Raw genomic sequence first — 20615 nt, forward strand, 5'->3', positions numbered from 1 at the left:
AAATGACTGCTTGATATATCATAACTTCCTTGCTGTTTGTTCCCTTGGTTTTGCTAAAATTCCGGCTTTATAAGGTTTTGCTCCTATTTTCTAACATGGTGAACTAGCTGGCGACGTTTTAATCATCCGCAAACACTCGACTCGCCCAGTTTTTCTAAATTTGATTGCATTTTAAGCGGTTTCAATGATGATGTTCGCCACAAGAGGTGATATACTCCCGCCGAATAATTTTTCGACCAATCAGAGTATAGAAATGGCAGATTTATCCAAATACAGAAACATTGGTATTTTCGCGCACGTTGATGCGGGTAAAACTACCACCACTGAGCGTATTCTTAAGCTCACCGGTAAAATCCACAAAACCGGTGAAGTACATGACGGTGAATCAACTACCGACTTCATGGAGCAGGAAGCAGAGCGTGGTATCACAATCCAGTCAGCAGCCGTAACATGTGAGTGGAAAGGTCACCGCCTAAACGTAATCGACACTCCTGGACACGTTGACTTCACAGTTGAAGTATACCGTTCATTGAAAGTACTAGACGGTGGTATCGGTGTATTCTGTGGTTCTGGTGGTGTTGAGCCACAATCAGAAACCAACTGGCGTTATGCGAACGAATCAGAAGTAGCACGTGTTATCTTCGTAAACAAACTAGACCGTATGGGTGCTGACTTCTATCGCGTAGTTGGTCAAGTAGAAAAAGTACTTGGTGCTAACCCACTAGTTATGACTCTACCTATCGGTATCGAAGATCAGTTCTGTGGTGTTGTAGACGTACTAGAGAAGAAAGCGTACGTTTGGGATGACACAGGTCTTCCTGAGAACTACGAAGTACAAGACGTTCCAGCTGACATGGTAGACAAAGTTGAAGAATACCATGAGATGCTAATCGAGACTGCTGTTGAGCAAGACGATGACCTAATGGAAGCCTACATGGAAGGTGAAATGCCTTCTATCGAGCAGATCAAAGCCTGTATCCGTAAAGGTACTCGTGATCTAGCTTTCTTCCCGACTTTCTGTGGTTCTGCGTTCAAGAACAAAGGTATGCAACTAGTACTAGATGCTGTTGTTGATTACCTACCAGCTCCGACTGAAGTTGATCCTCAGCCTCTAACTGATCCTGAAACTGGTGAGCCTACTGGTGAAGTAGCAACTGTTTCTGCAGACGAGCCACTAAAAGCGCTTGCGTTCAAAATCATGGACGACCGTTTCGGTGCACTTACCTTTATCCGTATTTACTCAGGCCGCATGAAGAAGGGTGACACCATCCTTAACTCTGCTACTGGTAAAACTGAGCGTATCGGCCGTATGGTTGAGATGCAAGCGGACGAGCGTACTGAACTTACCGAAGCACAAGCCGGTGACATCATCGCTGTGGTAGGTATGAAGAACGTGCAAACTGGTCACACTCTTTGTGATCCTAAGCACGAATGTACACTTGAAGCGATGATCTTCCCTGATCCAGTAATCTCAATCGCTGTTGCTCCTAAGGACAAAGGCGGTAACGAGAAGATGGGTGTTGCTATCGGTAAAATGGTTGCAGAAGATCCTTCTTTCCAAGTTGAGACCGACGAAGATTCAGGTGAAACCATCCTTAAAGGTATGGGTGAACTACACCTAGACATCAAGGTAGACATCCTTAAGCGTACTTACGGTGTAGACCTAGTTGTTGGTCAGCCTCAGGTTGCTTACCGTGAAACTATCACTCAAGAAGTTGAAGATAGCTACACGCACAAGAAGCAGTCTGGTGGTTCTGGTCAGTTCGGTAAGATCGACTACCGCATCAAGCCAGGTGAGCAAAACTCAGGCTTCACTTTCACTTCATCAGTTGTTGGTGGTAACGTTCCTAAGGAATTCTGGCCAGCAGTTGAGAAAGGTTTCGCGTCAATGATGCAGGAAGGTGTACTTGCAGGCTTCCCAGTACTAGACGTTGAAGTTGAGCTATTCGACGGTGGTTTCCACGCAGTTGACTCATCAGCAATCGCGTTCGAAATCGCTGCTAAAGGCGCATTCCGTCAGTCTATCCCTAAAGCGGGCCCTCAGCTTCTTGAGCCAATCATGAAAGTTGACGTGTTCACTCCGGAAGACAACGTGGGTGATGTAATCGGTGACCTTAACCGTCGTCGTGGTATGATCAAAGACCAAGAAGCTGGCGCTATGGGCGTTCGCATCAAGGGTGAAGTACCACTATCTGAGATGTTCGGTTATATCGGCCACCTACGTACTATTACTTCTGGTCGTGGTCAGTTCTCTATGGAGTTCTCACACTACGCACCTTGTCCGCAAAACGTAGCGGAAGAAGTAATCGCAGCTGAAAAAGCGAAAAAAGAAGCTAAGTAATTAGTCATCTTTTTTACCGAAAAACCCAAGCTTAATGCTTGGGTTTTTTTATGGCCGCGGTTTACCCCAGGGTGCCATTGACTGACTTATTAGTGTCATATTTCTATCACTTCAGAGTCAACAAACAGTTATTTTTTGGCAACATTCGTTCTCTACAGTATTGGCAGCAGTAAGGAAGCCCCTTGCTCTCAAGCATCAGCGCCGCAGAGCCGCGTCTCTATCCAGCGCTACTTAACCAATACTCGGGAACAAATCATGAAAGTGACAAAGTTAGCCCTTGCTACATCAGTGGCTTTGGCCCTATCAAGCCAAGCTTTTGCGGGTGTCATGCCTGCGGCGCAAGTCAATAGCCAGTGGTATCAAGCCGACCAAGATAAGCTGAACGCCAAGCAACAGCAGGCCACCTTAGAGAAAAAAACCAAAGCTAAAAACGTTATCCTCTTTGTCGGTGACGGCATGGGTATTTCTACCCTGACCGCAGCGCGTATTCTGCAAGGCCAAAACAATGGCAAGCTGGGTGAAGAAGGTTACCTCAGCTTCGAGCAATTCCCCTATTCGGCGCAAGTGAAAACCTATAACGTTGATGCCCAGACCCCGGATTCTGCCGGCACCATGACCGCCATGGTATCGGGTGTAAAAACCGATGTGGGTGTGATCGGTGTGGATGAAGACGTGGAGCGCGGTAACTGTGAAACGGTTGCCGGCAATGAACTGGTCACAGCACTGGAATTGGCGGAAATCCGCGGTCTAAGCACGGGTGTTATCTCAACGGCGCGTATTACTCACGCAACGCCGGCAGCGACCTATGCCAAGTCGGCCGACCGCAACTGGGAAGATGTGTCAGACATGCCAGAAGAAGCCATCGCGGCAGGTTGTCAGGATATCGCTTCGCAGTTGGTTAACTTTGAAAAGAATTTAGAAGCGCGCTTCTTGGGCACCGATGTCGATGGTATCGAAGTGGTCATGGGTGGCGGTCGCCGTCACTTCTTACCGAAAGACGAAGCCTTTAACAGCGACGATGCCCGCAGTACGGTTGAAGGGGATCGCACCGATGGCCTGGATTTAACTGCACAATGGCAAGAGCAATACGAAAACGGCGTTTATGTTTGGGATCGTGCTGGCTTTGACGCCATTGACGCGGATGCCGAGCGGGTGTTCGCACTGTTCAACGAATCACATATGCAGTATGAAGCGGACCGCGGCAGCGATATTGCTGGCGAGCCTTCGTTGTCGGAAATGACCGAAAAGGCCATTGATATCCTTGATAACAACGACAAGGGCTTCTTCCTAACCGTGGAGTCCGGTCGTATCGATCATGCCCACCACGCCGGTAATGCCTACAATGCCCTGCATGACACCATTGAACTCGCTAAAGCAGTGCAACTGGCGGTTGAAACTACCAACCCGGAAGAAACGCTTATCCTGGTTACGGCCGACCACAGCCATGTATTCACCATTGCCGGTTATCCGAAGCGCGGTAACCCAATCCTGGGTCAGGTTGTTGCCGTAGGCAGCACGACACCGACCATGGCCGCCGATGGCCAGCCGTATACCACAGTGGGTTACGCCAATGGCCTTGGTTTCCGTAACCTGGGCGCCGAAACCAATGCCGATGCCAGCTACAACGATGCGCCAATGGCGGGTCGCCAAAACATCAGTGGCCTGGACACAACGGCTGCGGGTTTCCACCAAGAAGCAACCATCCCACTTAGTTCAGAAACCCATGCCGGTGAAGATATTTCCCTGCATGCCATGGGCCCAAGCGCACATTTGGCGCAGGGTGTTGTTGAGCAGAGCGTGGTTTTCCACATCATCGATTCGGCGCTTGAGCTAACCAAGCAATAAGGAATGAATATAATGAAAAAGTTAAGTTTTCTTTCTCTCGCAGTACTGGCTGCGTTAGCTGGTTGCTCGGATGATGATGCGCCAAAAACCTTGAGCCTAGACACCGCAATTCCTGTTGGTGACAGCCAATGTATCAATGGCGGTACCCTGACTCAGGTGGGTGCCGACGATAATGGCAACGGCCAGCTAGATCAGGGCGAAGTAGATGGTAGTAAGACCGTGTGTAACCCGGTTAAAACCACATTGGACGAGTCCGAACTTGCGAGTTTAACCAGCAACCCTTGGTTTGCCGATGCGCAGCAAAAAGTAGGTCAGGCTCAGGAGCGTACCGATGCTCTGGCAACAACTCCTGCGAAAGCTAAAAACGTGATCCTGTTTGTTGGTGACGGCATGGGCGTATCGACCGTAACAGCGGCGCGTATCCTTGCCGGTCAGCTCCAAGATAAGCTAGGTGAAGAACACCAGCTTAGCTTCGAAGCCATGCCTTATTCTGGCTTCTCAAAGACTTATAACGTTGATGCGCAAACACCGGATTCTGCCGGTACCATGACCGCCATGGCCTCGGGTGTGAAAACCGATGTGGGTGTGATTGGTGTGGCTGAAGCGGTAGAGCGCGGCAACTGTGCCTCGGTAGAGGGTAATGAACTGGTAACGGCATTAGAGCTGGCGGAAATCGCTGGCAAGTCGACCGGTGTTATCTCAACGGCGCGTATCACGCACGCCACCCCGGCGGCAACCTATGCCAAGTCGGCAGACCGTAACTGGGAAGACGTATCCGATATGCCGGCCGATGCGGTTGCCGGTGGCTGTCAGGATATCGCCATGCAATTGGTCGACTTCGAGCAGAACCTTGAAGCGCGCTTTGATGTTGATGTCGATGGTATCGAGGTAGTGATGGGCGGCGGTCGTCGTCACTTCCTACCGAAAGACCCGGCCTTTAACAGTGCCGACGCGGTTAGCAGCACCGAGGGCGATCGTACCGATGGTATCGATCTCACGGCAAAATGGCAGCAAGCCTATCCAAATGGCACCTATGTGATGGATCAGGCCGGCTTCGATGCCATTGATGCGGCGAACACGGAGCGCGTATTCGGCTTATTTAACGAGTCTCACATGCAGTACGAGCAAGACCGTGCCAATGACGTAGCCGGTGAGCCTTCGCTAGCCGAGATGACCGCTAAGGCCATCGACGTGCTTGATAATAACAACGAAGGCTTCTTCCTGACCGTGGAAGCGGGTCGTATCGACCATGCTCACCATGCCGGTAATGCCTATAACGCTTTGCATGATACCGTGGCCTTTGCCGACGCGGTGCAAGCGGCTATCGACAATACCAACAGCGAAGAAACCCTGATCATCGTCACCGCCGACCACAGCCACGTATTTACCATTGCCGGTTATCCTAAGCGTGGTAACCCAATCCTGGGCAAGGTTGTGGGCGTAGGCAGCAGCAAGCCAACCCTGGCCGCCGACGGTATGCCGTATACGACCTTGGGTTACACCAATGGTAATGGCTTTAAAGATCTGGGCGCAGAAACCGATGCCGACGCCGGTTATAACGGTGACATAGTGACCGGTCGCGTTGACTTGAGCGGTGTGGATACGACCGCTCCTGGTTTCCACCAAGAAGCCTTGGTGCCTATGGGCTCAGAAACGCACGCCGGTGAGGATGTGGGTGTCTATGCTCAGGGCCCGGGTGCGCACCTGGTAACGGGTACCAACGAGCAAAGTTACATCTTCCACGTGATGAACTATGCTGCGGATCTGGTAGAGAAAGCCGAAGCCAAGCTAGCTAAGTAATAAGCCATGGGCCGAGCCGATGCTCGGCCCTGCTTATACCAATTCACTTAAATAGCTAATCATTCTAGCGGGCTAAATATCGTGCTAACTGCGTTAGAATTTTTCTATGTAGAATAACTACATAAGAAAAACTCCGCCTTGTTATCACATCATTTATCCAGCGCTATATTTGCTCACATACCTAACAGAATTGGTATTAAAGGAATGAAAATGAAGTATTTTTCCCTTGCGGCACTGTGTTGTGCCATAGGCGGTATGGCCAATGCGGCTCAAGCAGAGCAATGTGACGCCAATGCCGAGGTATTAAAGGCCGACTATCTGCAGCAACAGGGCAAGCAGAATGCCAAGGGTTTTAGCCTGTGGCGTTTGCATCAGGAAGTCGCCCATCAGGCTCTGGCTCAGGGGCTTGTTGAAAAATGGCAGCACTTGCGCAGCGGCCAGGTTCGCCCGGTGCGCTATTTTGAGCAATACCAACGGGGCATTGAATATCAGCCCGGTGAGCTTAAAGGCCAAGGGCTGGAAATTGATTGGTCTCAAAAATATCAGTTAGTGAGTAATGCCTTGCTGGAGCAGCCAGTGCGTACGCAGGGGCAGGGCTGCGAGCGTGAAGAGCTTTTTGAGCACGGCAATGAGCAGCAAAAGCTGGCCATTACCTGGCTACCCGAACTTAAGCTGGTGAAAAGCATGACCCTAAGCAAGCAGGATGACCAAGGCCAATGGCAACAAGTGAACAGCCTGGAATTGCAGGGCTATCAGCTAAACAAACAACAGGTTGAGCGTCAGTTTGCCTTGTGGGACAGTTATCAAAGTACCGACTATGCGGATGTCGGCGATAACGAGCAAGATCCCTTTCTGGCGAAAATGATTAACCAGGGCTTTATCGAGCATGGCGCTTCGGGCTTTTATAGCAGTGATGGTCAGGCGCTAAGGGGTGGTCATCATCATTAGTTTTTGTCGGGCCGCCGACAAGGGCGGTCTTGTACTGCGCTGACTATCGCGGTCATGTAGGTCGGTGCTTTGCGCCGACAAAGGAAGTTACTGATAGATTTTGTCGCGTTGGGTGAGCGCGTTAAGAAAATAGTCCGGTGAACTATTTTTAGCAAGCGAACGCCTTGAGCTAGCGAAAGGCCGGGGACGGCAATCAAGCTTTATGGATGAATTGCTAGCAATGCCTTTAAAATTAATATCTTGTCGGGCCGCCGACGCCGGGTCAGAGGAAATGCTATTAACTATGATGCTAGCAATTCATCCATGAAGCACCTCTCCTGTCGGCGTCCATGCCTCCACCTCTGAGCGCTGCGAAGCTTTGCTTCGGTCGCTCATCGCCCTCTAACAACTCCTAGGACACCCCCACATTTGCTGATGCTTGCGCCTGATGTGCGGCCAACGCACACAGCGAAACTCGGCGATACCTGTAGGTCAGGCTTTAGCCTGACAACCTGGTGTGGGTTGATAGATTTTGTCGCGTTGGGTGAGCGCGTTAAGAAAATAGTCCGGTGAACTATTTTTAGCAAGCGAACGCCTTGAGCCAGCGAAAGGCCGGGGACGGCAATCAAGCTTCATGATGAATTTCTTGCACAGAGGTTAGTTCATGTCGCGTTGGCGACGACAACCAAAGAGGGAGTGATTCGACTCCCTCTTTGGAAACTCCGCGAACCCGTGATTCGCTAATGCCTCCGAACTCAGGTTTTTGTTAAACGTTCCGCTTAGCTTTCAACACAGTTTAACGAGTCGTCCTGACTCGGTAAACCTAACTACGCAGCCCCCCTCCTCGCAGAGCTCGTCACCTTCAAGCGGCGCGAGTGAAACTGTTCACTCGCTTGTTTCCGCTTTCAGCCTATCTCGTTGTTTCAAGCACACTCCACAACAAAAGCCGATTTCTCCAGCGCGAATCTAAACGGGAAGTGGCGATCCCTGTGAGTGCGGTTTGGAATTCAAAGGCAGTGATCTTTGGTCTCGTTATGTAATGTAATAAAACGGCTCGACTATCTAGGATAAAGCAATAACTATATGAAAATAGGGCACATAATAAATTACATAACGAGCCCTACATGGCTCGATTAAGTGATGGCTCGGTTTAAATTGCACACCTGTTATTGTTTGCAATCAAAATGGCTGGTAACTTTTTGGTATTATTAAATAAAATTTTAGTTAGCGTGAAAAACCTAGGTTGTGGATAACTTCCTTAACCGGGAATTCGCACTAATACACTGTTAGGTGTCAAAGGATATGGATGAACCTGTGTTTTCGACGTATTCAAAAGAAGAGCTAGAAGATGCTTTGCGGCACATAGATAAAGCTGCTTTTCCAGATAGAGTCGAAAAAATTAAAAAAGAAATTGAACTGAGACAAAGTGGAGTTCCGCCTAAAGAGCTTTCAGATCTAGTTGCAAGTAAGCCCCTTGAATCTGAGGTTAAAAAAGGGAAGAAATCAGCAAGAGGATTAGTTTTAGCGATCTGGCCTGCAACTGTTATTTTTTCTATTTATTACGGTAAACTTCCTTCGCGAAACGGCTTAATACATTACAAAGAAGAGCCAGGTTTATTCGTAACGTGTTTATTAATTTTTATCGGAGTTGGGTTCTATTTTTACCACGGTAGAGATGACACCTAACAAACGCCTAAACTCAGACAATGTAAAGTTGTCATGGTTTTGGCAAACAACGCAAAAAGCCATGCCAACACATTGCGTGTTAGGCGGGCGTTATGTGTAATGGAGAGAACAGGTGTTCAATAAGGAAATTCTACAAGAAATCCACTCAACATTTTTATTTTGGTATGAGTCAGGTGAAGAGTTTGGGATGACCCAATACAGTAAAGAGAACTGTAATAAAGGCGAGTCAATCTTTCTTAATCTACTGAATGCACTTGAGAAGCTAGGGATAAACGGCGAAGAAGAAATTAAAATACTAGCCTTTAAAACATCTGTTGAAGCAATGAATAATTTGAACAAGTTAATCCCAGGCTTTATAGAAACAGGTGAAAGAGAATCCTTATGCTATTTATATGATGAAGTGGCTAAATTAGCAGGCTTAGACCCTAGTAAATTTGGTGCAGGAGATGGTATTGCGTCAGAATGGCGTGAGTGGTAATTACACATAACAAGCCAAGTCAACGGGACAATTTTAAGCTGGCTCCCGTCGCTTCTCTCCTAATTTTAGCCAGCTTAAAAGTTGCCCCTGCTTGGGGCGTTATACCTACTATGATTAGAAATCGGTTTTTAACAGCAGCACTCCTTGCACCATTGGTTGCTGCCCTACCTTTCTTATTCTTCATGTGGCCTTTGTCTGATAGTCCGCAATGGAATCTTCTAATCATCTTTCTTTGTGTATTTATTAGTTACCTTGCCACTTTTTTGTTTGGCATCCCTGTCACAATTTACTTAAACCGTAAAAATCTACTTAACCTTAAAAACCTTGTTTTTTCTGGCTCTGTCTTAGGTGTTCTTGTTTTTGGCCTAAGTCTTTTTGGGCTTTCTGCACTCTTACAATCTTCAGGCGGCTTTTCTCTAATTTCTATTGCATGGGGTGCAGGTTTTGGTTTTTTGGTATCGTTAGCTTTCGGTTTAATCGCAGGTATAACAAGGTGCTAAAGTATGTTCCGGGCCTACGGCCCTCCACGGGACAGCCAAAGCTCCGCTTTGTCTGCCCCTTAGCACGGCGTTATACCTAAGGAGAGTACGGATGCTATCAACCATCATTGTAATTTTTTGTGGTTGTTTCATTCTTGAAAGACTAATACCTGGATGGAAATTACCAAAAGTTAAAACCTGGCCTCTCAGAGTATTGCTTGTAAATGCTGTACAGCTTTGCGTGGTGCTTCTTGCAGGTGTGACGTGGGAAATTTGGCTTTCATCTTGGTCTATTTTTAAGTTGTCGAGCTATGTTTCACCTGCCTTCGGTGGGTTGATCGCTTATTTTATTGCAACCTTCGTGTTCTATTGGTGGCACCGCTGGCGTCACGAATTTGATATTTTATGGATTGGTTTCCATCAAATTCATCACAGTCCACAGCGGTTAGAGGTAATAACTTCATTCTACAAGCACCCCGGAGAAATGATCGTCAATTCAATCATTGGTAGTTTGCTGGTATACACATTGCTCGGGTTATCTTTGGAAGCAGGTGCTATTTATACATTCTGTACAGCCATAGGCGAGTTCTTTTATCACACAAACGTAAAAACACCACAATGGGTTGGCTATATTTTTCAACGTCCAGAAATGCACAGAATTCACCATGAGTTCGGTAAGCACCGTAATAATTATGGCGATATAGTCTGGTGGGACATGCTTTTTGGAACCTACGAAAATCCAAAAGAATGGAATAGCCGATGTGGTTTTACTCCCGAACGGGAGGAGCGTCTTATAGATATGCTTGGTTATCAAGATGTACACAAAAAGGTATAACAAGCGCATGCACATGACCTCCGGCATTTGTCACTTTTCTTGCGTTCCGCAAGAAAATGCGCCAAATACCTCCGGCCTGTGATGCGGGCGTTAATTCAAAGCAGACAGCTATTAAACTTACAACAAGCGCCACGGCAGGCTTTTTTATTAAGCATCCTCAACAAAAAGGGCAGATACACTATCTGCCCTTTTTAGTCATAAGCGCTTTAGTGCAATTAGTACTTGGTGGCGCGGTAACGCAGGGTTACTTCACCGTAAGGCTGGCTGCCTTGAACACGCACCTTCCACTTGCCCGCTTTCGGGTTAGTGAACTGGCAAAGCTCCTCTGAGCCGCTGTTGCGCGAGGCGCAATCGGCATGTTTCTTCGTGCCGCGGCGTTGCTTGCTGACAAAGAGATCGGCTTCACCCCAGCCGCCTACCAGCTCGATATCCAGATAATCGAAATCCATGGGTAGCTCTATGGTAAAGTTTTTCGGTTGGAACGAGCCGCTGATGGCGGTGAATTCGCCACTGAGCTCTTCGCTTGGCTTTGGCTTTGCCTTAATGGCGACAATCACAGGGTCGTGATCCGAAGCGCGATACGCATGGTCAGCGTACCAGCTGGCTTGTTGCTCTTGTGTTTTAAATTCCAGATTGTAATCCAGCACGCGCGGCTCATCGGCATTGATATGCCAATCCGTTGCCGCGACCACCTTGGCCATTAGGCTGGGTGATGCCAACGCGTGATCCAGGCTCCCTAAACGGCCCTGGAAATTATAGGAGTAGCCTAGGTTATTACCGTTAAGCGTCGGCAGAACGTTGGCAAAACCTGCGCTGGCAAAAGCCTGGATGGGATCTTCCATGGCATAGGCGTTCATATCGCCGACGATAATAATGTCCTCATCATTGACGCCGGTCGGGTGGCTGGCAAGCCAGCTGGCGAATTCGTTGGCACCGGCAACGCGGGTGGCGTTATAACAGGCTTGGCCGTCATTTTGGTCCGCATCAAGGCCTTGGGCGCTGCCACAACCCCCTTTGGATTTCAGGTGGGCGACGGCCACGGTGAGCACTTCGTCGGTGGCAAGGTGCTTAAATGTTTGCGCTATGGCGGCGCGGTTGCCATAGGCAAAGGCTCCCTGAGCGTTAATGGCGGCCAAGCCATTTTCCTCTACCTTGTCCTTGCGATAGATCAGCGCCGTGGTGATGGCATCGCTGCCGACCTGCTCTGCAGCAAAATCGACAAAGGCATATTCGCCCTCGCTGGTGGCCGCATTCAGGGCGTTAACCAAGGAGCTGAGGGCGCTGAATTCACCAAAACCATCATTCTCGATTTCCATTAGGCCGATAATATCGGCGTCCAAGGCGGTGATGGCGCTGACCAGCTTCTGCTCTTGGCGAATAAATTCTTCCAGGCTGTCGGCACCGCGAGCGGTGGGGAAGCCACCTTGCTGACCATCGCCATTGAAGTAGTTTAAGACGTTAAAGCTGGCTACCTTGATATCGCCCTCGGCCAAAAGCTGAGGCGCATCCGTACGTGGATTGGCGGCAACAAACTGTGGCGTTGTGCTTGGGTGCAGACGGTAGCGATCGAAGCCATAACCCAGCACCCCGGTCAGGCCGCTGACCGTGTCGCCCAGGCGCAGGGTGTTGTAGGCATCCAGGCCAGGGGCCGGGTAGGCAATGGGCTCAAGGTTTTGGCGGGTTGAACCGTCATCAAGCAGCAGCTGCTTTAACAGATTATCGGCTTCCACCGCATTTGCGGCATCGCCGGGCAGGGCAACCTGGGTGCCCTGATAAAGGCGTTCGGTCGCCAGACCCACTTCGCCGTAGCGCGCCAGGTTATAGTTATCAATTACGTACAGTGGCTGGGCGACACTGACCAGCATGCCCTCATAGGCTTCCAGGTCATGCACATCCGCCAGGGGCAAGGTCAGTGGCGTGGCGTTAACCGCGGCGGTGCCGCAATCGACCAGGGCGGTCACATCTTTAAGCTGGGTAGCGCCATAGTATTCGGCGACCGTGCCAATTAAGCGTACGCGCTCACCCACATTGACGTCATCACCGCGGTGATAGACGAAGACACCTTCCGAGGTGCTCGGGTCGTTATCACCCTGCAAGGAGGATAGGAAGAAGCCGCTTAGCTGATTGCTGTTTTGGAAGTCGGCACTGACCACGGCTTCAACCACTACCTGCTCGCCAACCAGGGGGCTTACCGCGCCATTACCCTGAATGCTGTGAATGGCGGTGGCCGTATCGGCACAAGTGAGGCTGAGATCCGGTTCTGGTTCAGGCTCTGGCTCCGGCTCGGGATCAACCGGCGGGTTCGTGCCCAGGTATTGACCAAGATCGCTAAAGTTATCATTGCCGGCACCGCTAAAGTAAGCGCTTGGATCATAGGGCGAGGTGATATCCGTGCGCGCCGGGGCGCCGTCTATGCGACGCAGGGTATTATTCTGGGTGCTGCTTGTGCCTTCCCCCCAGCTTGAACCCGGGTCCATACTCACCTGGCCCATGCTGTCGACAACCACGCCTTGCTTACTCAGCACTATGGCATCATCACCGTTAAACCAGCCGCTGCCGTTCGTTAAAGAAGCGGTCGCGAGAATGTCTGCTGCCGCCGAGCTATGCGCGGCAACATACACACCCTCTGGTGCCAGGGTACCGCTGAGCGTTAGAGTTAAACCGGCGCTGCTGCTGCCGTTAAAATAAAAGGCTAATTGGTACTGACTTAAGTCAATTTCGCTGTCGGTTGGATTGTACAGCTCGATGGCTTTGTTATTGCTGCTGCCTTCAACATATTCGGAAATGACCATATCCGCCTGTGCCGAGAGTGACACAAAGGCACTGGCAACCGCCAGGGCGACCGGTGTAAAGGTGTTCTTCATGATATAAATCCCGTGTTTCTAGTTAGATTAACCCTTAAAGGGGTACATAGTGTACGGGGGAGAGATTACACAATAGTGTCAGGAAATTAACGTGATTGTGATGATTTTAAGAAAAAAGGACGATAACGTGGCGTTATCGTCCGGGAAAAGGTTACTTTTCATTGAGCCAGATAGCGGCTTTTTTCGCGAAGTAGGTCAGAATACCGTCGGCACCGGCACGTTTAAAGGCCAAGAGTGATTCCATGATGGTGTCGCGTTCGCTCAACCAGCCGTTGTTGATGGCGGCCATATGCATGGCGTATTCACCGCTCACCTGGTAGGCAAAGGTGGGCACGGCAAATTCGTCTTTTACGCGGCGCACGATATCCAGATACGGCATGCCCGGCTTCACCATCACCATGTCGGCGCCTTCTTGCAGATCCAAGGCCACTTCGCGCAGTGCCTCGTCCGAATTGGCCGGATTCATTTGATAGGTTTTCTTATCGGCACCTTTGAGGTTGCCCGCGGAACCTACCGCATCGCGGAACGGACCATAGTAGCTTGAGGCATACTTGGCTGAGTAGGCCATGATTTGCGTGTGAATAAAGCCATGCTCTTCCAGGGCTTCGCGAATGGCGGCGATGCGACCGTCCATCATATCCGATGGCGCAACCACGTCGGCACCGGCTTCGGCGTGCGATAGCGCCTGCTTTACCAGGATTTCCGTGGTGACGTCGTTGATCACATAGCCGTTGTCATCAATGATGCCGTCCTGACCATGCACGGTGAAGGGGTCAAGGGCCACATCGGTGATCACCCCAAGCTCGGGTACCGCTTCTTTTAGGGCGCGCACGGTCCGCTGGGCCAGGCCTTCCGGGTTATAGGCTTCTTCCGCATGCAGTGATTTTTTATCACCTGGGGTGACCGGAAACAGGGCAATAGCAGGAATGCCCAGGGTAGCCAGCTCTTTGGCTTCTTCAACCAGCAAATCGATAGACAGGCGCTCCACACCCGGCATCGACTCCACCGCTTCACGACGGTTTTTTCCTTCCAACACAAAAACGGGGTAGATCAAATCATTGACGCTAAGCTCATGCTCTTGAGTCAACCGGCGTGAAAAATCGTTTTTGCGCAAACGGCGCATACGTGTGTAAGGAAATAAATCGAGTCCTGATTGAGGCATGGTGCTCTCCTGTACAATATGTGTCAGCCCCAAGGCGAGTGCCACGGGATATATGCGAGCATTTTACCAGCTAATCCAAGGCGATGCTCTGGCAATGAGATAATTTATTGATGTCGCGCATAGTTATCGATAGCGCGATTTTCCCTTAGCGCTCAAGGGCAAACAGGGAATGGAAGTTAGCGACGCTGGTGGCACTTAATTGCGCTGGGGATACCTGGTAGTGCTGGCTTAGATGCGCCACCACACAGGATAAGTGCGCCGGCTCGCAACGGCGAGACTTGGGTTTGGGCCGAATGGTGCGCGGCAGTAAGTAGGGCGCGTCGGTTTCGATTAGCAGCCTGTTCATGGGCAGCACATTTAGGGCATCGTTGAGGTCGCTACCGCGGCGCTCGTCGCACACCCAGCCGGTAATGCCCAGATACAGGCCCAGGTCTAAATAGTTTTGCGCCTGCTGGCGGTTGCCGGTAAAGCAGTGCAATACTCCGCGAGGCTGATACTCACGTAGCATGGCAAGCATATCATCATGGGCGTCGCGTTCGTGTAAATACACCGGCATATCTAATTCGTTAGCAAGTGCTAACTGACGGGCAAAAACTTCTCTTTGCTGCGGACGGGGAGAAAAGTCACGATTATAGTCGAGGCCGCATTCACCGATGGCGATGACTTCTTTGGCCTGTGCCATAGCGGTGAGATTGGCAGCGAAATCGTCCGTGGCATCCTTGGCATTATGGGGATGAATGCCGGCGCAGCTATAGAGGTCAAATTGCTGCGCCAGTTCCAGCGCTTGCTGGCTATCCGCTTCATCACAGCCGATCACCATCATGGATTGGACGCCGGCCTCGCGGGCGCGGGTAACCACGGCATCAAGATCATGGCGAAATTGACTACTACTAAGGTTAACGCCGGCGTCGATCATGAGCTTAGTCGGTGCGTTTTACACGGATGCTTTTGTTGCTGCCTTGTTTTTTCAACAAGAAGGAATTGAACATGGCGCGACTGATCACTACGGTATCGTTTTTACTGATACGGAATGAATCGGTGCCGATCTGGCGCCAGCGCTGGCCGTTATCCAGGGTAATGATCAGCTCGCCATAAGGGGCTTCTTTTACTTGGCTAACCTTGGCCACAAGTTCATCTGGGTTACCGTCGTTATCGTCTTTTTGCTTATGCTCTAGGCCAAACTCGCGTTTGCTGTTGTTGCCTTTGTTGCTGGCAGCACTTGCCGCCGCACCAGCACCTGCAGTCGCACCTGCAGCCGCACCTGCAGCATTGGCGCTAGGTCCCTTGCCTTTTCCTTTCTGTGATTGCGCAGGTACTTCGGCGGGCACGTTGGCAGGCATACTGTCGATGGGCTTGCCGGCCATAATGTTGTCGTAACACAAAAGGCGGCGGAAATCGTTTTCGATATAGCTACAGGCTTTTAAGGCCTGGATATTCACACCATTATCGGCCTGGGCCGTTGTGCTTAGGGTGGCTAGTAATGCTAGCGAGGCGGGCACGAGGTATTTTTTCATTGCTTTTCTTCCTGTGATTCTTCCGATGATGGTTTCGCGCTATAAAATGCAGCCAAAATAAGGCCAAGCTCAAATAATAACAGCATGGGCAGGGCGAGCAAGGTTTGTGATAGCACATCCGGTGGAGTTAGAAACATCGCCACCACAAAGGCGCCGACCACAATATAGGGGCGCTTTTCTTTAAGGCTGGCGGTTGAAGTAACGCCGCTCCAGCATAGCAACATGATGGCGACGGGGATTTCAAAGGCGATGCCAAAGGCCAAAAACAGCTTGAGCACAAAGCCTAAGTAACTGCTGATATCCGGCGTTAAGGTCATGACCTCGGGGCCAATGCCGGTGAAAAAGCTGAGAATAATCGGCAGCACAACAAAATAACAAAAGGCGATACCGCCATAAAACAGCACTATGCTCGACAGCAGTACGGGGATCAGCATACGCTTTTCATGGGCGTATAGGCCGGGCGCTATAAAGGACCAGATTTGATGCAAAATAAAGGGAATGGCGCCAAAGAGCGCGACAAACATGGTCAGTTTAAAGGGCGTAAACAGCGGGGCGGTGACGTCGGTGGCGATCATCTGGCTGTTTTCCGGCAAATTGGCCACCAGGGGATCGGCGACAAAGGTGTAGATGTCGTTGGCGAAATAGGCCAGACCCACAAAGATCACCAGTACCGCGACAATGGAGCGCAGCAAGGTGTTACGCAGTTCAAGTAAGTGCGAAATAAAGCCGGTTTGCGCAGGTTCAGTCATGGTTTTTCTTCGTGCTGTGCTGGTCGTTGCTAACGTCTGTGGTTGGCTCGGCGGTGATGCCTTGCGGCTCTTTGCTCTCGGTACTTGGCGTGCTGTCGCTGCTTTGCTCATAGCTGCGGGTAACCGATTGCGCGGCGCGTTGCAGTTGTGCGACCGACTCTTGCAGCTCAGGTGAAATATCGCTCATGTTTTGCTGCTCGGCCTTTTTGAGGTTTTGGTGTAGCTCATGAACGCGCAGCTCTTCACTGACTTCGGCGGAAATATGGTTAGCCATGGTCTTAATTTTGCGCACCCAGGTGCTGACGGTACGGATGGCCACCGGCAAACGCTCGGGGCCCAATACGATCAGGCCAACGATGGCCACGACCAACAATTCCCACATGCCCATCGGCGTTTATACCTTGTCTTTATCTTGCGAGGCAGTTTTATCGGCGGCCGAATTAGTCGCCTTGTCTTGCTCGCTGATCTTTTCTTGCGTGGTCGTTTCGTTTTTATCTTCGTCTTTTACGGCTTTCTTGAAGCCCTTCACGGCGCTGCCTAAATCGCTGCCAATGTTACGTAGTTTTTTAGTGCCGAATAACAATACGATAATTGCTAAAACAATCAGTAGCTGTACCCAGCCGACGTTACCGATGCTCATATATGTACTCCAGATATGCGGATAATTGTTCGACGAGTATACCTTGTACTACGTCGAGCTAATAGTATAAATCGTTAAGCGAGGGGTCTGGCGAGCTGAACTGCTTTGCACAGCTAACCAGCTCCTAACCCTTTCGCCAGCCCAGCCAACAAAGGCCTGCTCCCAAGGTGGCGCCGATCGCGGCGGCAGTATACCAGTGGTTGATGACTAAAATACTACTCACAATCAAGCCACTGCAACCTATTACGGTGAGCAGCAAGGGCTTGAGGTTATTGGCCGGCGGTGGCGCTTGCAGATGTTGACGCTTTAGCGCGTGATAGAGCAAATCTGGGATTTCGGGCATTTTTTCCGCCCAAAACGGCAAATTAGCATACATTTGCTTGGCCACGGCCCAAGGCCCTACTTGTTGTTTGACCCAATCTTCCAAGAAAGGTTTCGCCGTTTGCCACAGGTCCAGCTGCGGGTAGAGCTGGCGACCCAGGCCTTCAACATACAACAGGGTTTTTTGCAGCAACACCAGTTGCGGCTGCACTTCCATGTTAAAACGTCGTGCCGTATTGAACAGGTTAACGAGCACATGGCCGAAGGAGATTTCGGCCAGCGGCTTATTAAAAATCGGCTCGCACACGGTGCGAATGGCAAACTCGAATTCTTCTATGCTGGTATCGGCAGGCACCCAGCCCGAGTCCACATGCAGTTCTGCCACCTTGCGGTAATCACGGTTAAAAAAGGCGATAAAGTTCTCAGCCAGATAGCGTTTATCGTCCTTGTTCAAGGTGCCGACAATGCCGCAGTCTATGCCTATGTATTGCGGGTTGTGTGGGTTCTCGTGAGAGACAAAAATATTTCCCGGGTGCATATCGGCATGGAAGAAGCTGTCGCGGAACACCTGAGTAAAGAACACCTCAACGCCACGCTCGGCCAGCAACTTCATATTGGTACCTTGCTTAAGCAGGGCATCGGTGTCGGAGACAGGAATACCGTAAATGCGCTCCATCACCAGCACATTGCTGCGGCTGTAATCGCTGTACACATAGGGAATGTAGAGGGATTCAGAACCTTCAAAGTTGCGTCTGAGCACAATGGCATTGGCGCCCTCACGCATTAAATCCAGCTCATCGAGCAGAGTTTTCTTATACTCTTTGACCACCTCAACGGGGCGTAAACGACGGCCCTCGCGCAGTAATTTGGCCACCACCTTGGCGCATTGTTGCATCAGGGTGAGGTCGGCATCGATCTGCTTTTTGATATCGGGGCGAATGACCTTCACCACCACTTCCTGGTGCTCGCCGCTGCCATCGGCCAGCTTGGCGGTGTGCACCTGGGCAATGGAAGCCGAGGCCAAAGGGGTGGTGTCGAATTCGCTGAATATGACGCTAATATCGTCGATTTCTAACGCCTGTTCGATAATTTTCTGCGCCAGGTCGCCGCTAAACGGCGGCACCTGGTCTTGCAGCAGCGCCAGTTCGTTGGCTATCTCAGGAGGCAAGAGGTCGCGGCGGGTAGACAGCATTTGTCCAAATTTAATCCACACCGGCCCTAGGGTTTGCAGGGCCAGGCGTAGGCGCATGCCTGCGGGTTTGTCGCGATGGCGGTTGCGCAACCAAAAGGCGCTGCTTCTGGCCAGTTTGGCAAACCAGGGCAGTTTATGCCGAGGCAGTAGCTCATCAATGCCGTATTGCAATAAGGTTTTGGTGATGAAATACAGTCGCGCTACGGCCACAATTAACCTCTTGTTTGCTGCATTGGCATGTGCGCCAATAGTTTATCTAGGCGTTGTTCCAGCTGTTGGACATCGCTTTTTAGTTGGCGATTTTGACGGGTGAATTGCGTCAGTTCCAGCGGGTGAATGCTCACTTTGAGTTCGTCTTGTAACAGCGTCAGCAGGATATGGTCAAGCTTGCCTTGGGCCTCTAAAGCCTGGGCCTTGCCCTTGCTGACAGCTTGCCACAGCAGCTGTGCCGGGGCATCGCCGATATATTGCGACCAATGCTCCGGCCAGTCTATGTCCAGCTCGCTAAAGGCCTGACTAAAGGCCTGGGCAAGATGAATATCGCCGTCGATATCGAGTTTATGCTGGCGGATCAGCTGGGTCAGGCGCGACGGGTCTTTGAGCTTCATCAGGGTGTCGGTATCGGCACTGATAAAGCAGTCGCTGTGCTCAGGTTGAGTGTCATGCACTTGCAGCATCAGGCCTTCGCTGGCATAGACGACGCTGATAAATTGCTGCCAGTCGCGCACATGCACCACCAGGCTTTGGCCCTGGACCTTGGCAAGACGGGCCTGCACCTGTGGGTCGAGGGAGAGTAGCCTGTTGGCGAGTGTTTCTATGGCGGCGATAGCAAAATGCCCGAGCATGGCCGCTCCTTAAAACTTAAAGCCGCGATGCAGGGCAACGATACCGCCGCTCATATTCTGATAGCTGGTCTGCTCAAAGCCGACTTCTTTCATCATGCCTTCCAGGGTCTCTTGATCCGGGTGCATGCGAATAGACTCGGCAAGGTATTTGTAAGACTCGCTGTCGTTTAGCACTACTTGGCCTACTTTGGGCAGGATATTGAAGGAATAGAGGTCATACAGCTTGGTCAGCACTTCATGCTCAGGCTTGGAAAACTCCAACACCAGCAGGCGACCGCCTGGCTTAAGCACGCGATACATGGATGCCAGGGCCTTGCTTTGGTCGGTGACGTTACGCAGACCAAAGGCGATGGTGATCACGTCTATGCTGTTATCCGGGAACGGCAGCTCTTCGGCGTTCATTTGCACGTATTCGATGTTGCTGACCAGGCCACGGTCACGCAGCTTGTCACGACCTACCTTGAGCATGGAGTCGTTGATATCACCTAAGATCACTCGGCCGGTATCGCCAACCAGCTGGCTGAATTTAGCGGTCAGGTCGCCGGTACCGCCGGCTAAATCGAGAATAGTCTGGCCCTTGCGGGCGCCGGAGCTGGCGATGGTCACGCGTTTCCATAGACGATGAATGCCAAAAGAGAGCAAATCATTCATTAAATCGTACTTCGCTGCGACCGAGTGGAACACATCGGCAACATGGGCTGCTTTTTCATTTGCCGCGACCGTTTTATAACCAAAATGCGTGGTTTTTTGCTCAGCTTCTTTCATGGTAATTCAAGCCTAGAGGGGACGTTGGCCATAGTGTACTTGAGGGCCCGTAACAGCTCAAGGATTAAGCCATTTTTACGCCCGCCATGATTTTCGCCAGTGTGACCTAATAGCCGTGCAATCGCAGTGGGGTGAATAAAAGAAGGGGGATTTGGTCGCATCGACTTTGACA

18 protein-coding genes are annotated in these 20615 nt (G+C 50.7%); 8 read left to right on the top strand and 10 right to left on the bottom strand.

Features of this window, described 5'->3' with window-relative positions; all coding sequences use genetic code 11:
• The first annotated feature begins 253 nt into the window (after positions 1–253).
• The 8 genes from fusA to KD147_RS15990 all read left to right on the top strand — a co-directional run bounded on the left by fusA (position 254) and on the right by KD147_RS15990 (position 10391).
• Positions 254–2341: an elongation factor G gene (gene fusA, locus KD147_RS15955; RefSeq protein WP_105253877.1), complete on the top strand. Its 2088-nt coding sequence runs from the start codon at positions 254–256 to the stop codon at positions 2339–2341.
• 255 nt (positions 2342–2596) lie between these two features.
• A complete protein-coding gene (locus KD147_RS15960; RefSeq protein ID WP_212548496.1) occupies positions 2597–4186 on the top strand; it encodes an alkaline phosphatase in 1590 nt (529 codons plus the stop codon).
• A 12-nt stretch (positions 4187–4198) separates the two neighbouring features.
• Positions 4199–5986: an alkaline phosphatase gene (locus KD147_RS15965; protein ID WP_212548497.1), complete on the top strand. Its 1788-nt coding sequence runs from the start codon at positions 4199–4201 to the stop codon at positions 5984–5986.
• Between the two features lie 210 nt (positions 5987–6196).
• On the top strand, positions 6197–6934 hold the full coding sequence (locus tag KD147_RS15970; RefSeq protein WP_249319400.1) for a hypothetical protein: 738 nt from the start codon (positions 6197–6199) through the stop codon (positions 6932–6934).
• Positions 6935–8215: 1281 nt separating this feature from the next.
• Positions 8216–8599: a hypothetical protein gene (locus KD147_RS15975; protein ID WP_212548499.1), complete on the top strand. Its 384-nt coding sequence runs from the start codon at positions 8216–8218 to the stop codon at positions 8597–8599.
• Between the two features lie 112 nt (positions 8600–8711).
• Entirely contained in the window at positions 8712–9077 is a 366-nt protein-coding gene (locus KD147_RS15980) for a hypothetical protein (RefSeq protein ID WP_212548500.1), read from the top strand.
• The gene (locus tag KD147_RS15985) at positions 9071–9577 is read left to right on the top strand and encodes a hypothetical protein (RefSeq protein WP_212548501.1); all 507 of its coding nucleotides are present in this window, start codon (positions 9071–9073) and stop codon (positions 9575–9577) included. Before KD147_RS15980 ends, KD147_RS15985 begins: the two co-directional genes overlap by 7 nt.
• Positions 9578–9668: 91 nt before the next feature.
• A complete protein-coding gene (locus KD147_RS15990; RefSeq protein WP_212548502.1) occupies positions 9669–10391 on the top strand; it encodes a sterol desaturase family protein in 723 nt (240 codons plus the stop codon).
• A gap of 215 nt (positions 10392–10606) precedes the next feature.
• Here KD147_RS15990 and KD147_RS15995 read toward each other — a convergent pair whose 3' ends face one another.
• From KD147_RS15995 to ubiE, 10 genes are all read right to left on the bottom strand, one after another.
• Complete coding sequence (locus KD147_RS15995) at positions 10607–13258, bottom strand: ExeM/NucH family extracellular endonuclease (protein ID WP_502710238.1); 2652 nt, start codon at positions 13256–13258, stop codon at positions 10607–10609.
• Positions 13259–13406: 148 nt separating this feature from the next.
• Positions 13407–14417, bottom strand: a complete 1011-nt coding sequence (gene hemB, locus KD147_RS16000; RefSeq protein WP_212548504.1) for a porphobilinogen synthase — start codon at positions 14415–14417, stop codon at positions 13407–13409.
• 145 nt (positions 14418–14562) lie between these two features.
• Positions 14563–15333: a TatD family hydrolase gene (locus tag KD147_RS16005; RefSeq protein ID WP_212548505.1), complete on the bottom strand. Its 771-nt coding sequence runs from the start codon at positions 15331–15333 to the stop codon at positions 14563–14565.
• Positions 15334–15337: 4 nt separating this feature from the next.
• Positions 15338–15931 carry a hypothetical protein gene (locus tag KD147_RS16010; RefSeq protein ID WP_212548506.1) on the bottom strand — a complete coding sequence of 198 codons (594 nt, stop codon included), beginning with the start codon at positions 15929–15931 and terminating at the stop codon, positions 15338–15340.
• The gene (gene tatC, locus KD147_RS16015) at positions 15928–16680 is read right to left on the bottom strand and encodes a twin-arginine translocase subunit TatC (RefSeq protein WP_105189481.1); all 753 of its coding nucleotides are present in this window, start codon (positions 16678–16680) and stop codon (positions 15928–15930) included. The genes KD147_RS16010 and tatC overlap by 4 nt, the downstream gene beginning before the upstream one ends.
• Complete coding sequence (tatB, locus tag KD147_RS16020) at positions 16673–17068, bottom strand: Sec-independent protein translocase protein TatB (protein ID WP_105189480.1); 396 nt, start codon at positions 17066–17068, stop codon at positions 16673–16675. The genes tatC and tatB overlap by 8 nt, the downstream gene beginning before the upstream one ends.
• A 6-nt stretch (positions 17069–17074) precedes the next feature.
• Positions 17075–17320 carry a Sec-independent protein translocase subunit TatA gene (gene tatA, locus KD147_RS16025; RefSeq protein WP_212548507.1) on the bottom strand — a complete coding sequence of 82 codons (246 nt, stop codon included), beginning with the start codon at positions 17318–17320 and terminating at the stop codon, positions 17075–17077.
• A gap of 124 nt (positions 17321–17444) precedes the next feature.
• Complete coding sequence (gene ubiB, locus KD147_RS16030) at positions 17445–19043, bottom strand: ubiquinone biosynthesis regulatory protein kinase UbiB (RefSeq protein WP_212548508.1); 1599 nt, start codon at positions 19041–19043, stop codon at positions 17445–17447.
• 2 nt (positions 19044–19045) lie between these two features.
• Positions 19046–19678, bottom strand: coding sequence for a ubiquinone biosynthesis accessory factor UbiJ (locus KD147_RS16035; RefSeq protein ID WP_105253511.1), 633 nt, complete (start codon positions 19676–19678; stop codon positions 19046–19048).
• Positions 19679–19687: 9 nt separating this feature from the next.
• A complete protein-coding gene (gene ubiE / locus KD147_RS16040; protein WP_105189476.1) occupies positions 19688–20443 on the bottom strand; it encodes a bifunctional demethylmenaquinone methyltransferase/2-methoxy-6-polyprenyl-1,4-benzoquinol methylase UbiE in 756 nt (251 codons plus the stop codon).
• Between the last annotated feature and the right edge of the window lie 172 nt (positions 20444–20615).

Source organism: Pseudoalteromonas sp. BDTF-M6 (genome assembly GCF_018334135.1).
Lineage (GTDB): Bacteria > Pseudomonadota > Gammaproteobacteria > Enterobacterales > Alteromonadaceae > Pseudoalteromonas.